This window comes from Chryseobacterium sp. UF-290 (genome assembly GCF_058245615.1).
In genome coordinates this window covers 131,608-148,655 of record NZ_JBSICB010000007.1, presented here as the reverse complement: position 1 = coordinate 148,655, position 17,048 = coordinate 131,608, and the positions used below count along the sequence as shown (strand labels likewise).

The 17,048-nt window shown below is 37.8% G+C and carries 16 protein-coding genes; 9 read left to right on the top strand and 7 right to left on the bottom strand.

Features of this window, described 5'->3' with window-relative positions:
• Positions 1-108 precede the first annotated feature (108 nt).
• Positions 109-1,326: a multidrug effflux MFS transporter gene (locus AC4IF5_RS10640; protein ID WP_490734308.1), complete on the top strand. Its 1,218-nt coding sequence runs from the start codon at positions 109-111 to the stop codon at positions 1,324-1,326.
• A gap of 79 nt (positions 1,327-1,405) precedes the next feature.
• Here the strand turns inward: AC4IF5_RS10640 and AC4IF5_RS10635 are convergent, their stop codons facing one another.
• The 3 genes from AC4IF5_RS10635 to pepT all read right to left on the bottom strand — a co-directional run bounded on the left by AC4IF5_RS10635 (position 1,406) and on the right by pepT (position 3,627).
• Complete coding sequence (locus tag AC4IF5_RS10635) at positions 1,406-1,639, bottom strand: hypothetical protein (protein WP_490734306.1); 234 nt, start codon at positions 1,637-1,639, stop codon at positions 1,406-1,408.
• Positions 1,640-1,810: 171 nt separating this feature from the next.
• The gene (locus AC4IF5_RS10630) at positions 1,811-2,377 is read right to left on the bottom strand and encodes an energy transducer TonB (protein ID WP_490734304.1); all 567 of its coding nucleotides are present in this window, start codon (positions 2,375-2,377) and stop codon (positions 1,811-1,813) included.
• Positions 2,378-2,379: 2 nt separating this feature from the next.
• Entirely contained in the window at positions 2,380-3,627 is a 1,248-nt protein-coding gene (pepT, locus tag AC4IF5_RS10625; RefSeq protein ID WP_490734302.1) for a peptidase T, read from the bottom strand.
• A 188-nt stretch (positions 3,628-3,815) separates the two neighbouring features.
• On the opposite strand from pepT, the gene AC4IF5_RS10620 reads away from it, so the two are divergent.
• Together AC4IF5_RS10620 and AC4IF5_RS10615 are read left to right on the top strand one after the other, a co-directional pair.
• Complete coding sequence (locus AC4IF5_RS10620) at positions 3,816-4,664, top strand: hydroxymethylglutaryl-CoA lyase (protein ID WP_490734300.1); 849 nt, start codon at positions 3,816-3,818, stop codon at positions 4,662-4,664.
• A 182-nt stretch (positions 4,665-4,846) separates the two neighbouring features.
• Positions 4,847-5,680, top strand: coding sequence for a sulfurtransferase (locus AC4IF5_RS10615; protein WP_490734298.1), 834 nt, complete (start codon positions 4,847-4,849; stop codon positions 5,678-5,680).
• 54 nt (positions 5,681-5,734) lie between these two features.
• Here AC4IF5_RS10615 and AC4IF5_RS10610 read toward each other — a convergent pair whose 3' ends face one another.
• Genes AC4IF5_RS10610 through AC4IF5_RS10595 form a run of 4 tightly spaced genes read right to left on the bottom strand, consistent with a single transcriptional unit; the run spans position 5,735 to position 7,639 of the window.
• Positions 5,735-6,061, bottom strand: a complete 327-nt coding sequence (locus tag AC4IF5_RS10610) for an SUF system Fe-S cluster assembly protein (RefSeq protein ID WP_089793837.1) — start codon at positions 6,059-6,061, stop codon at positions 5,735-5,737.
• 3 nt (positions 6,062-6,064) lie between these two features.
• On the bottom strand, positions 6,065-6,766 hold the full coding sequence (locus AC4IF5_RS10605) for a 3'-5' exonuclease (RefSeq protein WP_490734296.1): 702 nt from the start codon (positions 6,764-6,766) through the stop codon (positions 6,065-6,067).
• Between the two features lie 19 nt (positions 6,767-6,785).
• Positions 6,786-7,133 carry a tRNA-binding protein gene (locus tag AC4IF5_RS10600; RefSeq protein ID WP_490734294.1) on the bottom strand — a complete coding sequence of 116 codons (348 nt, stop codon included), beginning with the start codon at positions 7,131-7,133 and terminating at the stop codon, positions 6,786-6,788.
• Positions 7,130-7,639 (bottom strand): hypothetical protein, encoded by a 510-nt coding sequence (locus AC4IF5_RS10595; protein ID WP_490734292.1) that lies wholly within the window; start codon positions 7,637-7,639, stop codon positions 7,130-7,132. The genes AC4IF5_RS10600 and AC4IF5_RS10595 overlap by 4 nt, the downstream gene beginning before the upstream one ends.
• A gap of 299 nt (positions 7,640-7,938) precedes the next feature.
• On the opposite strand from AC4IF5_RS10595, the gene AC4IF5_RS10590 reads away from it, so the two are divergent.
• The 6 genes from AC4IF5_RS10590 (at position 7,939) to AC4IF5_RS10565 (ending at position 17,046) form a co-directional block, all read left to right on the top strand.
• Positions 7,939-11,580, top strand: coding sequence for a hypothetical protein (locus tag AC4IF5_RS10590; protein WP_490734290.1), 3,642 nt, complete (start codon positions 7,939-7,941; stop codon positions 11,578-11,580).
• Positions 11,581-11,611: 31 nt separating this feature from the next.
• On the top strand, positions 11,612-13,174 hold the full coding sequence (locus AC4IF5_RS10585) for a hypothetical protein (RefSeq protein ID WP_490734288.1): 1,563 nt from the start codon (positions 11,612-11,614) through the stop codon (positions 13,172-13,174).
• Positions 13,175-13,185: 11 nt separating this feature from the next.
• Entirely contained in the window at positions 13,186-13,665 is a 480-nt protein-coding gene (locus AC4IF5_RS10580; protein ID WP_490734287.1) for a hypothetical protein, read from the top strand.
• A 61-nt stretch (positions 13,666-13,726) separates the two neighbouring features.
• Positions 13,727-15,985, top strand: coding sequence for a hypothetical protein (locus AC4IF5_RS10575; RefSeq protein ID WP_490734285.1), 2,259 nt, complete (start codon positions 13,727-13,729; stop codon positions 15,983-15,985).
• 11 nt (positions 15,986-15,996) lie between these two features.
• Positions 15,997-16,386 (top strand): hypothetical protein, encoded by a 390-nt coding sequence (locus AC4IF5_RS10570; RefSeq protein WP_490734283.1) that lies wholly within the window; start codon positions 15,997-15,999, stop codon positions 16,384-16,386.
• Positions 16,387-16,410: 24 nt separating this feature from the next.
• On the top strand, positions 16,411-17,046 hold the full coding sequence (locus tag AC4IF5_RS10565; protein WP_490734282.1) for a zincin-like metallopeptidase toxin domain-containing protein: 636 nt from the start codon (positions 16,411-16,413) through the stop codon (positions 17,044-17,046).
• Positions 17,047-17,048: the final 2 nt, after the last annotated feature.

Below are 17,048 nucleotides of genomic sequence, written 5' to 3'. Positions count from 1 at the left end.
TGATCCTCACTTTGTGCTGGTCTTTCTTCAGTTCTTGTCTTGAGAGCTCTTAGTTTTTAAAGCAACTTTGCTGATTGAAAAACAGCCTGTGAAGGCTTATGACTATTTATGAAGAATTTGAATATTGTAGTGTTTATTTTAGCACTGCTCAACACGTTGGAATCCCTGAGTATAGACCTTTATCTTCCTGCTTTCCCAAGTATGGCAGAAATTTTTAAAACCGATATCGGCCATATCCAGATATCCATTTCGGTGTTCTTTGCCGGATTTGCTTTCGGGCAGCTGCTATGGGGTCCTTTATCAGATAAAAAGGGGCGTAAGCCTATGCTGTATTGCGGATTGTTGCTCTTTATTATTGGCACCACGGCTATTTATTTTACATCAGATATTTATGTTTTATGGGCCATGCGCTTTTTACAGGCTTTCGGAGGAAGTGCAGGAATTGTTATAGGAAGAGCGATTATTATTGATCTTTATGATAAGCAAAAGTCCGTAGCGATTTTCTCCCAACAATCTCAGATCAGTGGTATAGCTCCGATCGTTGCTCCGTTGCTGGGAAGTGTATTTCTCAAGTATTGGGGCTGGAACAGTTCGTTTGCATTCTTGTGTATCATGGGGTTGATAACATTCTTTATGGTGTATAAATATGTTCCGGAGACCAATACAAAGATCAATCTTCCCGATGAACCGATAGATGAAAAAGGATTAAAAGAACAGCTTAAAATGATTATTTCCAATAGGGATTTTATCAACAGTACTATGGTCGGCAGCATAGCTTTTGCTTCTCTGATTATCTATATCTCAAATGCTCCGTTTTTATTTATGGAGCTGCATGGATTCTCGAGTGGTGTTTTCAGCTTTATATTTGCTTTTAATTCGTTGGCGCTGATAATAGCGGCCTATATCACTCCCAGACTGATCAAAAGAATAAGTAATTCAGATCTTTTATTCATTGCTACGATTGTTCTATTGGTTGTGTGTGCCCTTCATATTCTGATCGCTGCTGAAAATTTTTCTGTAGCCTTAGAAATTGCGATGCTCTATCTGTCATTAATGGCGATCGGTATTTTGTTTCCTATTACATCCGCTCATGCCTTATCCCCGTTTAAAGAGGGACGAGGTACAGCTGCTGCATTGCTTGGATTTATGCAGTTGATGGTTACCTTTCTGATGTCCGGGCTGATTGGTCTACTGGAAGCAGATTCAATAATCCCGATGGTGGTAGCACGTGCCGGAATGGCATTGATCGCAGTATGGTTTGGTTATCGGATTTTTAAGACTCAAAAGGGCACATTTAAAGGTCAACATCCCATAGATGCAAAATAGCAGTCATATTTTTACAGGAGCCTGCTTTTGGATGAAAAATAAAAATCGGAAGGAGATTCTCCTTCCGATACTTTGTTGTTTAATAAGGCTGCTCTTCACAGATAACCGGTGGAAAACATCCCCCTCCACCGGGGTTTCCACCACCACCTACAGCAATGCACTGTCCGGGACTTCCATCCTCATACATCTCACATGCTTTTCCAAAAGCGCACTGGCAGTCATTCTGGCAATTATAGAAGTCTCCTCCCATATGGCAAGTGTCTATTCCGTTACCGTGAATCTGTGATAAGTCCTTTCTCAAAAGTTTTTTCATTTTTTTCATAATAAAACGGGTGTTAATAATTAATGATTTAGTATGTATTATTGTAAATATAATGAAAAAAGTAAGAAGTTTGTATAGTAACTCGTTGTAATTGAATGAGAAATGGATTTTTATATCTGGAAAAAACAAAACCCACTGCCGTTTCAGTGGGTTTATTGTATACTATTTTTTTAATACTAATTGTAAAGGAACCGAAACCGTAGAAGATACCGGCTTTCCGTTGCTTTCCGCAGGTTTCCATTTGCCTTTTTCTTTGATCCGATAAAAAGCAGCCTGGATAAACGCATTTACGTCTTCATTATTCCCTTTGACATTAGCGTCTAATGCATTTCCTTTAGAATCTACAATAAAGCTTAAGGTAGCTTTATAGGTATCTGAAGAGTAATCTAAGAAATCGAGATCAACAGCTTCGTACAGCATTTTAAGAAAAGATACCCTTCCTGCTTCATATTCTGCTTCTTTGCTTACTTTGGCTTTTACAGGCGGGTCGCCGGCTATTGCTTTTTTTTCTTCTTCAGAAATTTTTTCCAGGGCATCTTTATAGGCTGTTATTTTCTCCTCGGTAAGAAGCCACTCCCGCTTAGTCCTTAAATCATTAGGCTTAGGATATTTGTTATACAGAGCCTTTTTCTTTCTTTCATACCGTGAATCCGCTCTCTGGAATTCAGAGACCTGGGCATTCCCGAACATAAAAGTGAACATAAAAGCTAATGCCAAGAGTTTCTTCATTATTAAGCTTTTACAATATTAATGATTACCTCAGTTGCTTTTTCCATGCTTTCCAAAGCGACATATTCGTAAGGTCCGTGGAAGTTGATTCCTCCTGCAAAAATATTCGGACAAGGAAGTCCCATATATGATAGCTGTGCGCCGTCTGTTCCTCCTCTGATCGCTTTGATCTTAGGCTCAATACCTGCTTCGGTCATTGCTTTTGCGGCAAGATCCACGATGTGCATTTTACCTTCAAACTGCTGCTTCATGTTTCTGTATTGCTCCTTGATCTCTACTTCTGCCGTTCCTTCACCATGTTTTTGATTGAACTCAGCAACTTTTTCTTCTAAGAATTTCTTTCTTGTTTCAAATTTATCAGCGTCGTGATCACGGATGATATATTGAAGTTTAGCTTCAGAGATATCAGCCGTAATATCCATTAGATGGTAGAACCCATCAAAGCCTTTTGTCGTTGCAGGTGTTTCATTGGAAGGGAGCATTTGGGCAAACTCTGCTGCTAAAAGAGCTGCATTGATCATTTTCCCGTAAGCATAGCCGGGATGCACGCTCAATCCGTGGATCTTTACCACAGCACCTGCGGCATTGAAGTTTTCATACTCCAGTTCCCCTACTTCACCACCGTCCATTGTGTATGCCCATTCAGCCCCGAATTTGGCAACGTCGAATTTATGAGCTCCTCTTCCGATCTCTTCATCCGGAGTAAATCCTACAGCAATTCTGCCGTGTTTGATCTCAGGATGAGCGATAAGATATTCAGCAGCGGTTACAATTTCTGCGCAGCCTGCTTTATCATCAGCGCCAAGAAGTGTGTTTCCGTCAGTGGTAATTAAGGTCTGACCTATATATTTTTTTAAGCTTTCAAATTTTGAAGGAGACAAAGTGAATCCTGTAGCCTGGTTCAGCAAAAGATCATTTCCGTCATAATTTTCCCAGACCTGAGGCTTTACATTCTCTCCACTGAAATCAGGTGAAGTATCATAATGTGAAATGAATCCGATCGTAGGCCTGTCATCATTTTCCAGGTTAGAAGGAACATATCCCATAATATAGCCGTGCTCATCAATTGAAACATCTTCCAAACCGATCGTTTTCAGTTCTTCCGTAATGTAGTTGGCAATATCCCACTGTCTGTCAGTAGAAGGTGTTGTATCGCTTTCAGCATCACTGGTTGAATATATTTTTACATAACTAAGGAAACGGTTCAGTAATTTTTCTTTCCACAATGGGTTGAATTCTATTGTACTCATCAGATTGATCATAAATTTTAACAAAGTTAGCAAATTTGATGCTCAGAATACGTTATTTGCGACTGAATATCAATTATCGAAATTATAAATCGGATATAAATCTTTGAAAATCAAAATAATGTTAGATTTGTATGTGCAGTATACTAAATTATTTAGTTTTATTATATTTGAGAAAATCAAAAGTAAAAATGTTTCTTACCGAATGTCCTAGAGATGCCATGCAGGGTTGGGGAGAGTTTATCCCTACCGAAAAAAAAATAGATTATATCAACTCCCTGATGGATGTTGGCTTTGATGTATTGGATTGTCTGAGCTTTGTTTCTCCTAAAGCAATTCCGCAGATGGCTGATTCTGATGAGGTTGCTGAAAATATTGATAAATCTCGTTCCGGGACCAAAGTTTCCGCTATTATCGGAAACTACAGAGGAGCTGAAAAAGCATTGAAGCATCAGTCTGTGGATATTCTGGGCTTTCCTTTTTCTATTTCTGAAACATTCCAGCACAGAAATACCAATAAGAGCCAGGAAGAAGCTTTTGAGGAAATCATTAAGATGCTTGAACTGGCAAAAAGCGAAGGGAAGCAGCTGAATATCTACTTCTCCATGGCTTTTGGAAACCCGTATGGTGAAATGTGGAAATGGGAAGATGTAGACCATTGGGCACAACGTTTTTCAGAAATAGGAGTGAAAGACATCCTGCTTTCTGATACAACCGGTGTGGCAACTCCTGAAACGATCGCTCTTTTATTTGAAAAAATTCCTGCTAAATATCCGGAAATTAACTTTGGAGGGCATTTTCACAACCGTTATGAAGATTCTTACTCAAAATTAAAAGCTGCTTATGACAAAGGTTGCAGAAGATTTGACAGTGCTATCAAAGGAATTGGCGGATGTCCTATGGCGAAAGACGATCTTGTGGGAAATATGCCTACAGAACAGGTGATCAACTTTATGAGCGTTGAAAAAGTGGAACATAAGCTGAATCTGCTGAATTTTGAAAGCTCTTACAATAAAGCAAAGGATATTTTTCATTTTTAAAGCGAATCATTCTCTCGCGGACTTTGCAAATTTCACACATAGAAAAAAGATCTGCACAATCAGCTGAATCCGCGAGAAATAAAAAATATCAATCGGAGCGGGCTTTAGCCCGCTTTACTATATTGAAAATCAATTGGCTAATGCCAAAACCTAATAAAAAATTTAATTCCAAAATCAACAAGATGTCTCCAATAATCTCACCATCCGAATTAAAAAGTCTTCCCACTGAAAACCTCATCATTCTTGATGCCAGAACCGGAAAAGATGCAAAGCAGATCTATCTGGAAAAACATATCAAAGGGGCAAGATTTATCGATCTGGATAATGATCTGGCTCAGGTTGGTGAAGATGCCGCTTTTGGAGGAAGACATCCGCTTCCGGCTATAGAAAAGTTTGCGGAAACACTTTCATTCCTTGGTATTTCTGAAGGCTCCCATATCGTCGTTTATGATGATAAAAACGGATCAAATGCAGCCGCAAGAGCATGGTGGATGCTGAAAGCTTTCGGACTGAAGGTACAGGTTCTTGATGGAGGAATACAGGCAGCAGAGAAAAATGGAGTGGAATTTTCGTCAGGGGAAGAAACATTTGATAAATCATTGTTGATTAAAAAAGAAAGCTGGTCTCTGCCGGTTTCAAGCCTTGAAGAGGTTGAAAATGAGCTGAAAAACAATTCTTCTGCTGTAATTGATGTGAGAGACGCCTATCGATACAGAGGAGAGTCTGAACCGATCGATCTGGTTGCCGGACATATTCCCGGAGCGATCAATATTCCTTTTTCTGAAAATCTTGATGAAAACGGAAATTTCCTGAAGCCAGATGTTTTAAAGGAAAAGTATATGAAGTTGCTGGAAGGAAAGCCGGAACATTTGATTATTCACTGTGGTTCAGGTGTTACTGCATGTCATACGATTTTAGCACTGGTTCATGCGGGGTTGAATGTACCTGACCTGTATGTAGGCTCCTGGAGTGAATGGAGCAGGAGGGAAGGTAAAGAAATTGCAAAAGATATTTAAAAAACAAAAACCCTGGAAATAGAATATTCCAGGGTTTTATATTTTTAGTGCTCATTAAAGCATTCCCAGCTCAAACTTTGCTTCTTCGCTCATCATATCCTTATTCCAGCTCGGTTCGAAAGTAAGTTCTAAATCAACACTTTTTACATGCTCTACTTCAGCTACCTTGTCTTTTACCTCTTGTGGAAGAGTTTCTGCAACAGGGCAATTGGGAGTAGTGAGTGTCATTATAATTTTTACGTCAGCGTCATCGGAGATCTGTACATCATAAACCAGCCCCAATTCGTAGATGTCTACCGGAATTTCAGGGTCGTACACGGTTTTCAGTACTCTGATGATTTCCTCACCAATGTCAGCAATTTGATCGTCTGTAAATTTCATTTTTTAATCTAGATTGATATTCCTTTTCAACAAATCTTCCTGACGCATGCGCCGGAAAATATTTGCCAAAGTTAAGACATCTTTTTCACAATACTCAACAATTCGCTGCAAGTCTTTTTCTATGTAGTAAATTGATGAAACCATTGAGCCGTCAATATCATCCTTTGGAGTAGGAATACCAAAGACATGAGCAAGCAGCTCCAGCGATACAAAACTTTTATAATCCCCAAATTTCCATAGCTCCATCGTATCTAAATGGGGAATTTCCCAGGGCTTTTTCCCGAACATCTGAAAAGGAGCCGGTGGCTGCATTCCATTGATAAGGTAGCGTCTGGCAATCCACGGGAAATCAAATTCTTTTCCGTTGTGGGCGCAGAGAATTACGTTATTCAGCCTCGGGCTGTTGAAGATCGTTCCAAACTCCTGAAGCATTTTTTTCTCATCATGTCCGGAAAAGCTTTTTATTTTCAGCATTTCGTTCTTTTCTACCATTCCGATGGTGATGCAGATGATTTTTCCAAACTCGGCCATAATGCCGGCCCTGTCATAAAATTCTTCTGCAGAAACATCTTCTTTTCTCTGGAACCTTGTTTTTTTATCCCAGAGGTACTGGTCTGTTTCAGACAGATCATCCCAGGATGCTGCCTGAGGAACCGTTTCAATATCAAGAAATAAAACCCTTTCTAATGGTACGTTCTGTATCATAATGTGTTTTTTTGTTTGCTTATCCTACCTGCATCCCGTTTTTTGCAGGTAATGAAGGCGTTAAAAGAGTAACATCTTTTTTATCTTCCCCATATAATCCTAAGACAAGGCATTCGCTGAAGAAATTGGCAATCTGTTTTTTAGGAAAATTAACTACTGCCAGGATCTGCTTTCCCACCAATTCTTCTTTCTGATAAAGGGAGGTGATCTGTGCAGATGATTTTCTTATTCCAAGGTCTCCGAAATCTATTTCCAGCTGGTAAGAAGGGTTTTTTGCCTTTTCAAAATCATTCACGGAAATTATGGTTCCGCACCGGATGTCTATTTTTTCAAAATCTGCCCAAGTAATGTCTGGTTTTACGGTCATGGTAATTCGTTGATTAAATGTTCTACTTCTGTTTTCTGTTCTGCATATTTTTGTTGTAATTCTGAACCTTCACCCATTCTCTTATAATATTCCAAAACTTTCTCTCCGAAGAACTTTTTATGAAAATCTGAAACCTCCGGAACCTGTGGGAATACTTTATGGAAAAGCATCTCATAATATGCCTGGAACTCTCTTTCATTTTTGTCTTCAATAACCTGTCCGGGAGCTTTTTGTCTTACATGAAGCATCTCGTGGGCAATCATATTCAGGACAAGGTTCAGATCAAAATCAAATAAATTTCTTGGGATCATTACGGTCTGCGGTCCTCCCAGCTTTCCTTCCGCAGTAAGCAGCATCGAAGTAGGAGACAGCTCCTCCCTGAATCCAAATCCCGCGAAGTTCTCATGTTCCAGATTAAAGGAATGGATCAGATATTTCGCTGCATCCAAAATCTGGTTGTGTTCCTTATAAGCCTCAAGGTGCAGGTTGACCTGTTCGAAATTCATTCTGAATATGTTTTATAACAAATGTATTAAAATATTGAGAATACAAAGAATGTTTGTATCAAAGGTTGGAGATGTAAAAAATCAAAAAAAATTTTATACGTCAAGTTCTGTCGCTTCGGCGATGGATATTTGCTTCAGAAAAACATAGGAAATGAAACTGGACTTAAAAACACAAGGTGGAGATCTTTTGCCGGAAACCACCTAAAAAAATAAGGCTAAAACCTGAAGGATTTCTATTAAAAAGAGCCTTCAACTTCTAACCTATTTTAACCTATACAAAATTACACAAAATGAATAACATGGAAAACAATACTACAGGAGAGCCTGTAGAAAATACACCATCACAAACCCTTTTCAGATTTGTAAGCCTTAGAAGTCCACAATTATCTGATGATACAAAAAAAGATAAAAGGTTTATTACAATCCCGGAAGAATTAAAAAATGACAATGCATTTTATGTTCCGGTAGTCAATGGAACAGGGTCTAAACAAAAATTGTTGCAGACTTGTGCAGCTAATTATGCTAGCAGTATAGATTGTATTTCGACGGATTTTAACAGCCAGAATAGTCTGGAGGAGTTCAAAATAACATATAATCTTTACTACGCATTTGGAAACTGGCTGGCAAAAAATAAAAATACATGTACTTATGAAGAGGTTATAGCTAAAAGGACTGAATTAATTGATCCACAGGCAACCCCCGTAGGCCCTCGTCTGATTGATTTATGGAATAATCTGATTTATCAGGTTGTGACTCAAAAGGATTTCTATGTCAAAGAAGTGGTTATGCAACAGCTGTTGGTACAGCATATTCTTTCTGCCTCTAGCGAAGAGGAAATAAAAACCAGCCTGGGAGCCAGAATAGTTCTTCCCAAAGAGCTGATGATGGATGAAGAGCCACTTCCAACATCATCAGTTGCTTCAAGAATGACAGCAGAAGGTCCTAAGGAAACGTTTCCTACAGAGGAAATGAAAAAGCAACAGCTTATTTCCTCAGCTAAAATGAAGCTGCAGCGATATGAAGCTTTAAAGAAAAATCTTTCTGCCATCGAAAGGTTATATAAGTCAGAATATCAGACTGCCTATAAAGAACAGGAAGAATCTTACCAAAGGGAAGTCGCTCCGATCATTGAACAATACAAGAGAGAGTTAGCCGAAAGCAGGGATAAATATTGTGAGATAAGAACCCCTGAAGTAAAATACGATCCGGCAGATCCATGCCAACAGATTCCGGCAATTCCGGAACCGGTATTACCTAAATTTGATTTCCAGTTCAGACCTGAAATAGAAGCGGAAGAACTATTGGGAAAATTAAAATCAGAGAATGTTGATGCGTTATTTGATGTTCTTGGTTATGATTTTCAGGCTGATCAGGACAAAGAACGTGCTACAGCGTCAGATATTTCTGATCTTGAGGATCTGTTGGAAGGTAGAAATACTTTTGTTGAGATCAGTTCTTTGGTTACGGATGCTGTTGAAAGAGCCCATAATGTTATTGTTGAAAATACAGCAACAGATAATGAAGCATATGCCAGTATCGGAGGTGTTTTGGTTCCTTTGACCAGATGGGTTGCCGTACCTTTTACCTATCAGCTTTGTCCAAAGGAAGTATATAAAACATATAACCTTAATTTATCTTTAAATGTCCCTGATTCATCGTGGGATGTCATTAATGTATCATATACCTTATATTACAATTCCGGTGGATCTTTCATGGGAACCTCCTTTGCAAAAGCCAGATCGGGAAACACTATTTTCCTGAATGATTTATTAGATAATGGTGTTGAGTATTCTCAATTTGAAAATTCTTCATTTGAGATCAACATTGAATTTTCCAATGGACAAATGGCTCGCTTTATGACCCGAGGTCTTACGGTAAGAAGCTGTATATCAGATAAATTCTTACTTGAGATGGAAGAACAGGAACCTCCTGTAGATGATGAGGATGAAAATACATTTATCCCTTCAGGGTTTGGATTTAAGCAAATTGGTATTGCCGATTATTTGAAAGTGGAGCAAACTACACATGCCTACGTGGAAGGAGAAGTAGCTCACATTGAAAACATCATGGCAAGAGAATACCGTGAAAAATCTACCCGTAGATTAAGGAGAAGTGAGAATACTACGACCCAATCGTCCGATACTGAGAGAGAGCAGCTTTCTGATACTACTACAGCTACCCGTTTTGAAATGCAGAATGAAATTGCGAAAATGATGCAGGAAGCTTCAGACAGTAATACTCAATTTGGAGTAAGCGCCAATTATAATGGAGGCAAATATAATATCAATACAAGCCTGGGGTTGGGTAATGCGCATCACAGTTCTAAAGATGAGAGTACAAGACAGGCTGTCTCACAGGCTCAGGATATCACGTCAAGAGCTATGGACAGAATTGTAACCAAAGTACATGAAGAGAGAATTGAGAAAATTATTGAAGAATTTGAAGAAAATAATTCTCATGGCCTGGACAACAGAAAAGGAGATAAGCATGTGGTAGGAGTTTACAGATGGGTGGATAAGCTGATGAAAAATCAGATCTACAACTATGGTAAACGTATGATGTTTGAATTTATGGTTCCGGAACCTGCGAAGTTACATTTGCTAGCAGCTGCAAAAAGCAAACTGATAAAACCCGAGGATCCAAGAACTTCCGAAGTGATGCCAATGAAAGATTTCAGTGCACTTGCGAATGAAGCGACTTTGAAATATTGGATCAGTAAATACAATGTGGATATTGAAGAATTTCCTAAAGACAGCATTAAGGTAACCAAAGGCTTTGCATACGGTAAAGATAAAGCTCCGGATGTAGGTAATACTACTCAGGGAAGCACAAGTGCTGTTGGTTTGCAGGACGTTGTAAAAATTCCGGAAGGATATATCAGTACTTACTACAATATAAGTGGTGGTGGAAAAGAATATATAACTTCATTATTGAATATTAATATTGCTGATCTGCGTGTCGTTGCTGGCTCTAATCAGACAGGTTTTAGTAAGTATGGAGATTTCATTGGGTATACCGGCGATGTGGCGGTCAGCATTTCAACAGACAGATTTTTTTCTTTTGAAACTTCACTTTCTATCACATGTGTATTGACTCAAGAAGCTAAAAAACAATGGCAGCTAAAGGCTTTCAGAGCTATTATTGAAGCTTATGAAGTGGCCTTAATAGAATATAATAACGCTGTTTCTGTAGAAGAAAATAACGCTGTAGCCATCAAGGATTCCAATCCGAACTTCTACAGACAGATTGAAAATACAATTCTTCGAAAAAACTGTATTTCCTATATGGCAGACAGAGTGTCGGATTCTATTCACGGTTATGGATTATCTGGTTTGACTCAGGGAAGTTCATTTACGGATTATGAAACCAACCTTTCTAAGAATCTGGATAAATATACTGCTTTTGTCAAATTCATGGAGCAGGCATTTGAATGGGAAAATCTTTCCTATTATCTGTACCCTTATTACTGGGGTAACAAACAAAACTGGCTGGATTTATACAGGGCGGAAAATACGGATCCTGTATTCAAAGCGTTCCTGCAAAGTGGTATGGCAAGGGTAATTGTTACGGTACGCCCTGGTTTTGAAGATGCTGTGCAGTTTTATCTGGCAACCGGTAAGATCTGGAATGGAGGAGAAGTTCCTGTAATTGGTGATGAACTTTACCTGTCGATCATAGATGAAATGAAGGAGCCAAAAGGAAAAAAACAAGGAAAGGCATGGATCACCAGACTTCCTACTACCCTAAATATTCTTCAGGCAGAAAGTATCGGCTTGAAAGTCGCTCACGCATTGCCATTCACTAAAGAAAATCCGGATGACTTTGAAGTGCCTTCGGAAGTCATTACTGAAGATAGGTTCAATTTTAAGAATAATGACCACCTTCTTGGAAATCAGTCAGATACTGAATCAGACAGAGTTATTTCAGGTGATTGGATATAAATTAAAATTATTAATAAAAAAACATAATAATATGTCAATTATAGGAAAAATTATACGTGTAAATGAATTGCCGCCGGTCGGAGAAAGAGAAACCAATGTGATTTACCAGGTTGCGAGCCCCGGATCACCCATATACACAGATTATGCTGTTGATGAAAATGGCGACCTGAAAACTCATGCTGTCGTAGATGGAACGGTTCCCCTGGAATTGGCTGATAATCATATCAGTATTACAGATGCTGATCTTTTATCGGAGGGAATAGCAAGCCAGGCTCAGTATAATATCAGCACAAGAGAAAAACTGGAAAAGAAGTTGGACGCTCCATTTACGGAAGGTAATGCTCAGGATTATCCCAAAATTGTAGGTATGGATGATAATGGCAACGTAGCAAGGCTGCCAGCCGGCGATTTAGGAAAAAATATTGCCAACTCATTTCTTACTTCTGTAGCCGGAGCGGGGCTGAAATTAGGTGCTAACTGGACGCTGGATACCTCAGGTCTTTATTATTCGATCACAGGATTGAGCGATGTATCTAATGATGCTACTTTTAGCACTTTTTTATCTCAGAATCCTTCCGGACGCTTAGGAAAAACAAATGGAAAACAGCCTTTTTTAAGTTTGCCAACCACTCTTTCCGAAGCTGAAAAAACGGCATGGAAAACGGCAATGAACGGAGGCTGGACTACAAATACCATGAGTGTGGCCGTTATTACTCCTCCTGTTGTGGATAAACAAAATAAAAACTATTGGATAAGCTTAAGAGGGGCTAACCTTAATCTTCCGCCAACATCTTTTTCCGTAGATATCATGGATGAAAGCGGGCTTACAAAATTAGCGGGTGTTCCTAACTCACAGGTACAACTATATACCAATGGGTTAGATCTGACATTCTATTATAATTTTAAGGACCTACCCATAGGGCAATATAAAATAAGGTTATGGAACGGAGTCGCTTACTATGTAACATCCCTTACGGTTTCAGTAGTACAGAATTTACAGATTGTAGATGTATCTGCTTTAACGTGGAATAAAAAGATTTATAATGATGCATCCAATCCCGATACGTTTGGTAATGGAGGATCTGCTATTTATCAAAGCAATTCTGCTGTAAAAGCTTACAGTTCGGATGATCCTACTATTGTAGCCGCATTGAAGTCTTCAAAGCTTAACAATGCGGGAGAAAATTTTTATCTGGAATTTTCAGTTAATTATCAGCATGCAGCTAATATGACTTCAAGAACACAATATGTAGGCTTAATGAATAGCGCATCGAACGTGGAATTATTAGACCAGACGATTACCCGGTTGAAGACAGTGGGGATCACTGGAAATAGTGCGGGATACAGGACTCATTATCTGAATAATGCCGTAGTAGGTCCTGTTGGTGCCGGAACGACAGGAACCAATGAAACAGCCAATGTTATTATTGTTAAAAATGGAACCTCCATGACCGTTTCTATGACCGTAAGGGGAACTACATCATTAGCTATTATTTCTGTTCCTGATATTGAATACAGCTTGAATATGGCCGTCAACAATATGGGAGGGAATGCAACGACCTCATTGAATATTATCAATTTATACAAATTTTAAAAACAACAATTATGAACGAACATTTAATCATACCGGAAAACATTAAAGAAGTCCTTAATAATATCGGAAATATCTCATTAAGCTTGGCAGAATTGCCATTACAGGCACATCCGAAGCTTCCGCAATTTCAAAGAAGTATCCGTGTATTGGATATTGACGCCAAATCTGAACAGCAGTTTATCTATTTCAGATATAAGCAGATACTTAAGGATACGGAAACTGGTGAAGAACTCAATATTTCCCTGCCAGCTCCGGATTGGGTGATCTATAAGGAAACATGGAGCTATCTCCGTGATCATTACAACAATCTTGTCGAACTTCCTTTAACTGAACCTAACGCTGAAATGACTACCGATAAAGTGAAAGTTCCAAGTTATCAGTATATGCTCTGGCTGTTGAAAAATAATAAAGTAGGCTTTACAGAATTGTTAATGTCTTATCTTGATGATTTTGTGAAACTCTATAAAGAGCAGCTGGACAGGCTTTCCTAAACATTCTTAATTTACGGCAGAGCCTAAAAACTCTGCCTTTTTCACCTTAAAAAATCACAAAATGAGTTTAGAAATTTTAAACAGTCCTTTATTAAGGAATGACATAAATCCCTTTCCGGGATATGATAACCCTAATCTTTCCGGCTCAACCTTTCCCGTTCAGAAATCACCTTTGGAGTTTAAACAAAAAACGTCAAGACAAATTGCTGATACAGATTATGGAGGGAAACCGATATTGAATGGAAAAGGGTTCCAGGTGTATTCAGATGACCCGGTATTTGGAGGAAATATTGAAGAAATCGTTGTCTATAAAAGCAGATTCAGCCAGATAATAGCGGGAATTGATGTCGTGCTTTTTGCCAGCAGAAATGGGGCGTTTCTTCTTCAGCGTTATATGGAGGTGCTTCCGGACAGTAATGAATTGATCCTTTTTTTAGAAATTAACGATCGTTATAATCATAATACAGTAATGCGTGCTGTAGCAGGGGCGGGGCTTGCCGATAAAAAAAGATTACCTTTTGCAGATATTCTCAGTTTTACCAGGAAGCATGAGGTAAGTGTTCCTCCGAAGGACCTCAAAAACCTTATCGAAAAAGGGGTATATAGAAACAAAGAAAATTTTATAAGCTGGTTTCTGGGGTTAAAAGATGCTAGTGTTGGAAGAATTTTTAGCTTTTTTAAACAGAAAACGCTTGAAGGAGCTGCTAATTTCTTCATAAAAGGAATCTCAGAAAATATTACCAGACTGAGGGTTTCGGAAAACGGGTGGAACCCCTATCCAAAAGAAGGAGAGTATGAGCCGGCTTTTATTCCGGAAGTCCTTTATAAAGAAATTAAAGGATTTTATGAGCATGAGGCATCTAAAAATCCTTATGAAAATCTGGATGGGCAAAAGAAAATAATTTCCAGGATCATAAAGTCCTTTTTTGAAAAAATAAATGAAGCGAAAACGGATTTTAAAAATCTGCTGAATAGTGCCGAGAATTTCTTTCCTGATTTTATATATAAGAAAATGAGCAGGTCGCTAAATCTGTTTTTTAATCAGATCGACAAACTGGAAAAGTTTCTGGCAGACCCGCTTACCGGGATGCAGCATATTATTTACAAAAACTATCAGATTGCTAATGCTTTTCTTTGTGGTGTTTATAATAGTCTGGTAGATATTATTGCCGGAATTTTCTCCATCATTGGCTTTATCTTTAAAGCAGTAGCCACAATGGACAAAGTGAATGACAGAAAAGTTGAATATGGTGAAATGTTCCTGGAGCTGACGGAAGATCTGATGGAGGGGCTTTTAACCTTTGATTATGTCGGCTTCTTTCGCCAGTGTATTACTTTTCAGATAAAAACAATTATCCGTCTGGTAGAATGGGTGGAAGAAAAACTTCCTCAGATTACGCTGGAAAAAGCAGCTTATTATTACGGCTATATCATTGGGATTATCATCGATATTATTATAGAAACCCTTCTTACTGGTGGAACTGCCGCCGTAGCCAAGCTTGCTAAATCAATAGAAAGCTTTATGCTGAACCCTCTGGAAAAGATTTCCAAAGCTATTACGAAAGCTGAGAATGCCTTGACCAGAATCATCGAGTTTATTCAAATGCTTCTGCGCGAATTTAAAAAAGGATCGAAAGAAATTTTTTCTAAATTAGGGAAAGTTTTAGATGAAGTTTTTGGATTTGGAGAAGAAGTTGCTGATCACGGTTTGACTCCTGCAGAGAAAAGAGTGAAGGATAAGCAGAAGAGGATTCAGGAGAAAATAGAAAGGAAACATGACCCGGTAAAAAGAAAAAGGATAAAACAACATGAAGACTTTATCAAAAAATGGTCTGGAAAATCAATAAAATCACTTACTAAAACTGAAATTGCAAATGCTTTGAAGGGCTTTACTGAGCAAGGAAATAGGATTGCAAAATTAATAGAAGATAGTAAAATAGTGATTCGTATTCTTGATGATGATGATTATATCAAGATGTGTATGGAAGTATATGGTGATACTTTAGACATTGCTCAAAATACACATGCCTTTGCTGATGGTACAGAAATGTTTTTTAAAGCATCAAGAAAACCAGATGTTTTTTTAAGTGAGATTATTCATGAAGGAACCCATGCTAAAGAAGCATTGGAAATTAAAAATTTACTTGATTTGGGTAAGACAGATGAAGAAATTAGGAGAGTCTATGGAAATAACAGGTCTTTTGAAAAACGAGCCTTTTTTCATGAACATGCATGGCAGGAAGCTACCGGAATGGACAAAGATTTTGATACAATAGAAGAATTGTTAAATAATATCTTTACAAACTATGATGAATATTAAATTTTTTTACAATGAAAGCAATAATAAAAGACTTACTCACTGAATTAACTTTAAGAAGTGATAAAGATCAAAAAGACAGATTATTTTATCAAGCTAAAGAAAAACTTGGAATAAGTGACTCAGTTTCGTTAACAAACTGGCTTATGCATTGGCATAAAAAAATAAAGAGAGGATTTCCTTTTGAAGAATTTCAAAAGGATTATTTTGAACCTTCAGACGTTTTGCTGCCAAAATATAAAATTTTATTTGAGAATTGCTTAGAGCTTTATGAGCTTTATGAGCTTAAAAATGATAGAATATATTTCAACACTACTTTGACAGATCAAGAGAAACAAGAGATTCTAGATTATGTAGATGAGAATTATAAGATTATCCGACATAGTTATGGTAGGAAATCATAATATTTACCACTTCCTAGGAGACGGTTGTTTTTTTCTAAATTAGAAAAAGTTTTAGATGAAGTTTTTGGATTTGGAGAAGAAGTTGCTGATCACGGTTTGACTCCTGCAGAGAAAAGGGTGAAAGATAAACAGAAGAGGATTCAGGAGAAGATAAATAAAAAAGGGAAAAAGGAAACTTTTGATTGGGCTCAGTTGACAGATGATTTAGGAGGGAAACTTTTAACAAAACAAGAAATTGAGAAAATAAGACAATTGCTTAAAGATAAAGGTATATACTTAATTGTTGAAGATGATACAGCAAAAATAAAATCTCTATTTAAACCGGCAGATGGTTTTAATAGTGCAGATGAATTATTTAGTTTTCTTCGAGAAAGAGAAATTACTGGTGGAGCTTTTGATGTTGAAAATATGCAATTAATATTAACATTAAACCCAAGTGAGCTTACGTCTTTCCATGAGTTAATGCATGTAAAACATTATGAAGAAGTCGGTAGAGAAGTATATCTTAAACTAAATAAATTGGAGAGAGAAATGTATGTTTGGGAGCAGGTTTATAAAAACAAAGATAAATGGACTAATGACGAATTACAAGTTTCTCTTGAATACATCAATGGGATACGAGTCGATGAATTTGGTCAAAAGCCAATAATAATTAATTAAAT

Excerpts from the sequence above, each read along its gene's own strand:
- AC4IF5_RS10615 (WP_490734298.1), top strand. The coding sequence starts at position 4,847 with ATGTCTCCAATAATCTCACCATCCGAATTAAAAAGTCTTCCCACTGAA.
- AC4IF5_RS10620 (WP_490734300.1), top strand. The coding sequence starts at position 3,816 with ATGTTTCTTACCGAATGTCCTAGAGATGCCATGCAGGGTTGGGGAGAG.
- AC4IF5_RS10600 (WP_490734294.1), bottom strand. The coding sequence starts at position 7,133 with ATGACCGTAAAACCAGACATTACTTGGGCAGATTTTGAAAAAATAGAC.
- pepT (WP_490734302.1), bottom strand. The coding sequence starts at position 3,627 with ATGAGTACAATAGAATTCAACCCATTGTGGAAAGAAAAATTACTGAAC.
- AC4IF5_RS10590 (WP_490734290.1), top strand. The coding sequence starts at position 7,939 with ATGGAAAACAATACTACAGGAGAGCCTGTAGAAAATACACCATCACAA.
- AC4IF5_RS10610 (WP_089793837.1), bottom strand. The coding sequence starts at position 6,061 with ATGAAATTTACAGACGATCAAATTGCTGACATTGGTGAGGAAATCATC.
- AC4IF5_RS10630 (WP_490734304.1), bottom strand. The coding sequence starts at position 2,377 with ATGAAGAAACTCTTGGCATTAGCTTTTATGTTCACTTTTATGTTCGGG.
- AC4IF5_RS10595 (WP_490734292.1), bottom strand. The coding sequence starts at position 7,639 with ATGAATTTCGAACAGGTCAACCTGCACCTTGAGGCTTATAAGGAACAC.
- AC4IF5_RS10585 (WP_490734288.1), top strand. The coding sequence starts at position 11,612 with ATGTCAATTATAGGAAAAATTATACGTGTAAATGAATTGCCGCCGGTC.
- AC4IF5_RS10570 (WP_490734283.1), top strand. The coding sequence starts at position 15,997 with ATGAAAGCAATAATAAAAGACTTACTCACTGAATTAACTTTAAGAAGT.
- AC4IF5_RS10635 (WP_490734306.1), bottom strand. The coding sequence starts at position 1,639 with ATGAAAAAACTTTTGAGAAAGGACTTATCACAGATTCACGGTAACGGA.
- AC4IF5_RS10640 (WP_490734308.1), top strand. The coding sequence starts at position 109 with ATGAAGAATTTGAATATTGTAGTGTTTATTTTAGCACTGCTCAACACG.
- AC4IF5_RS10605 (WP_490734296.1), bottom strand. The coding sequence starts at position 6,766 with ATGATACAGAACGTACCATTAGAAAGGGTTTTATTTCTTGATATTGAA.
- AC4IF5_RS10575 (WP_490734285.1), top strand. The coding sequence starts at position 13,727 with ATGAGTTTAGAAATTTTAAACAGTCCTTTATTAAGGAATGACATAAAT.
- AC4IF5_RS10580 (WP_490734287.1), top strand. The coding sequence starts at position 13,186 with ATGAACGAACATTTAATCATACCGGAAAACATTAAAGAAGTCCTTAAT.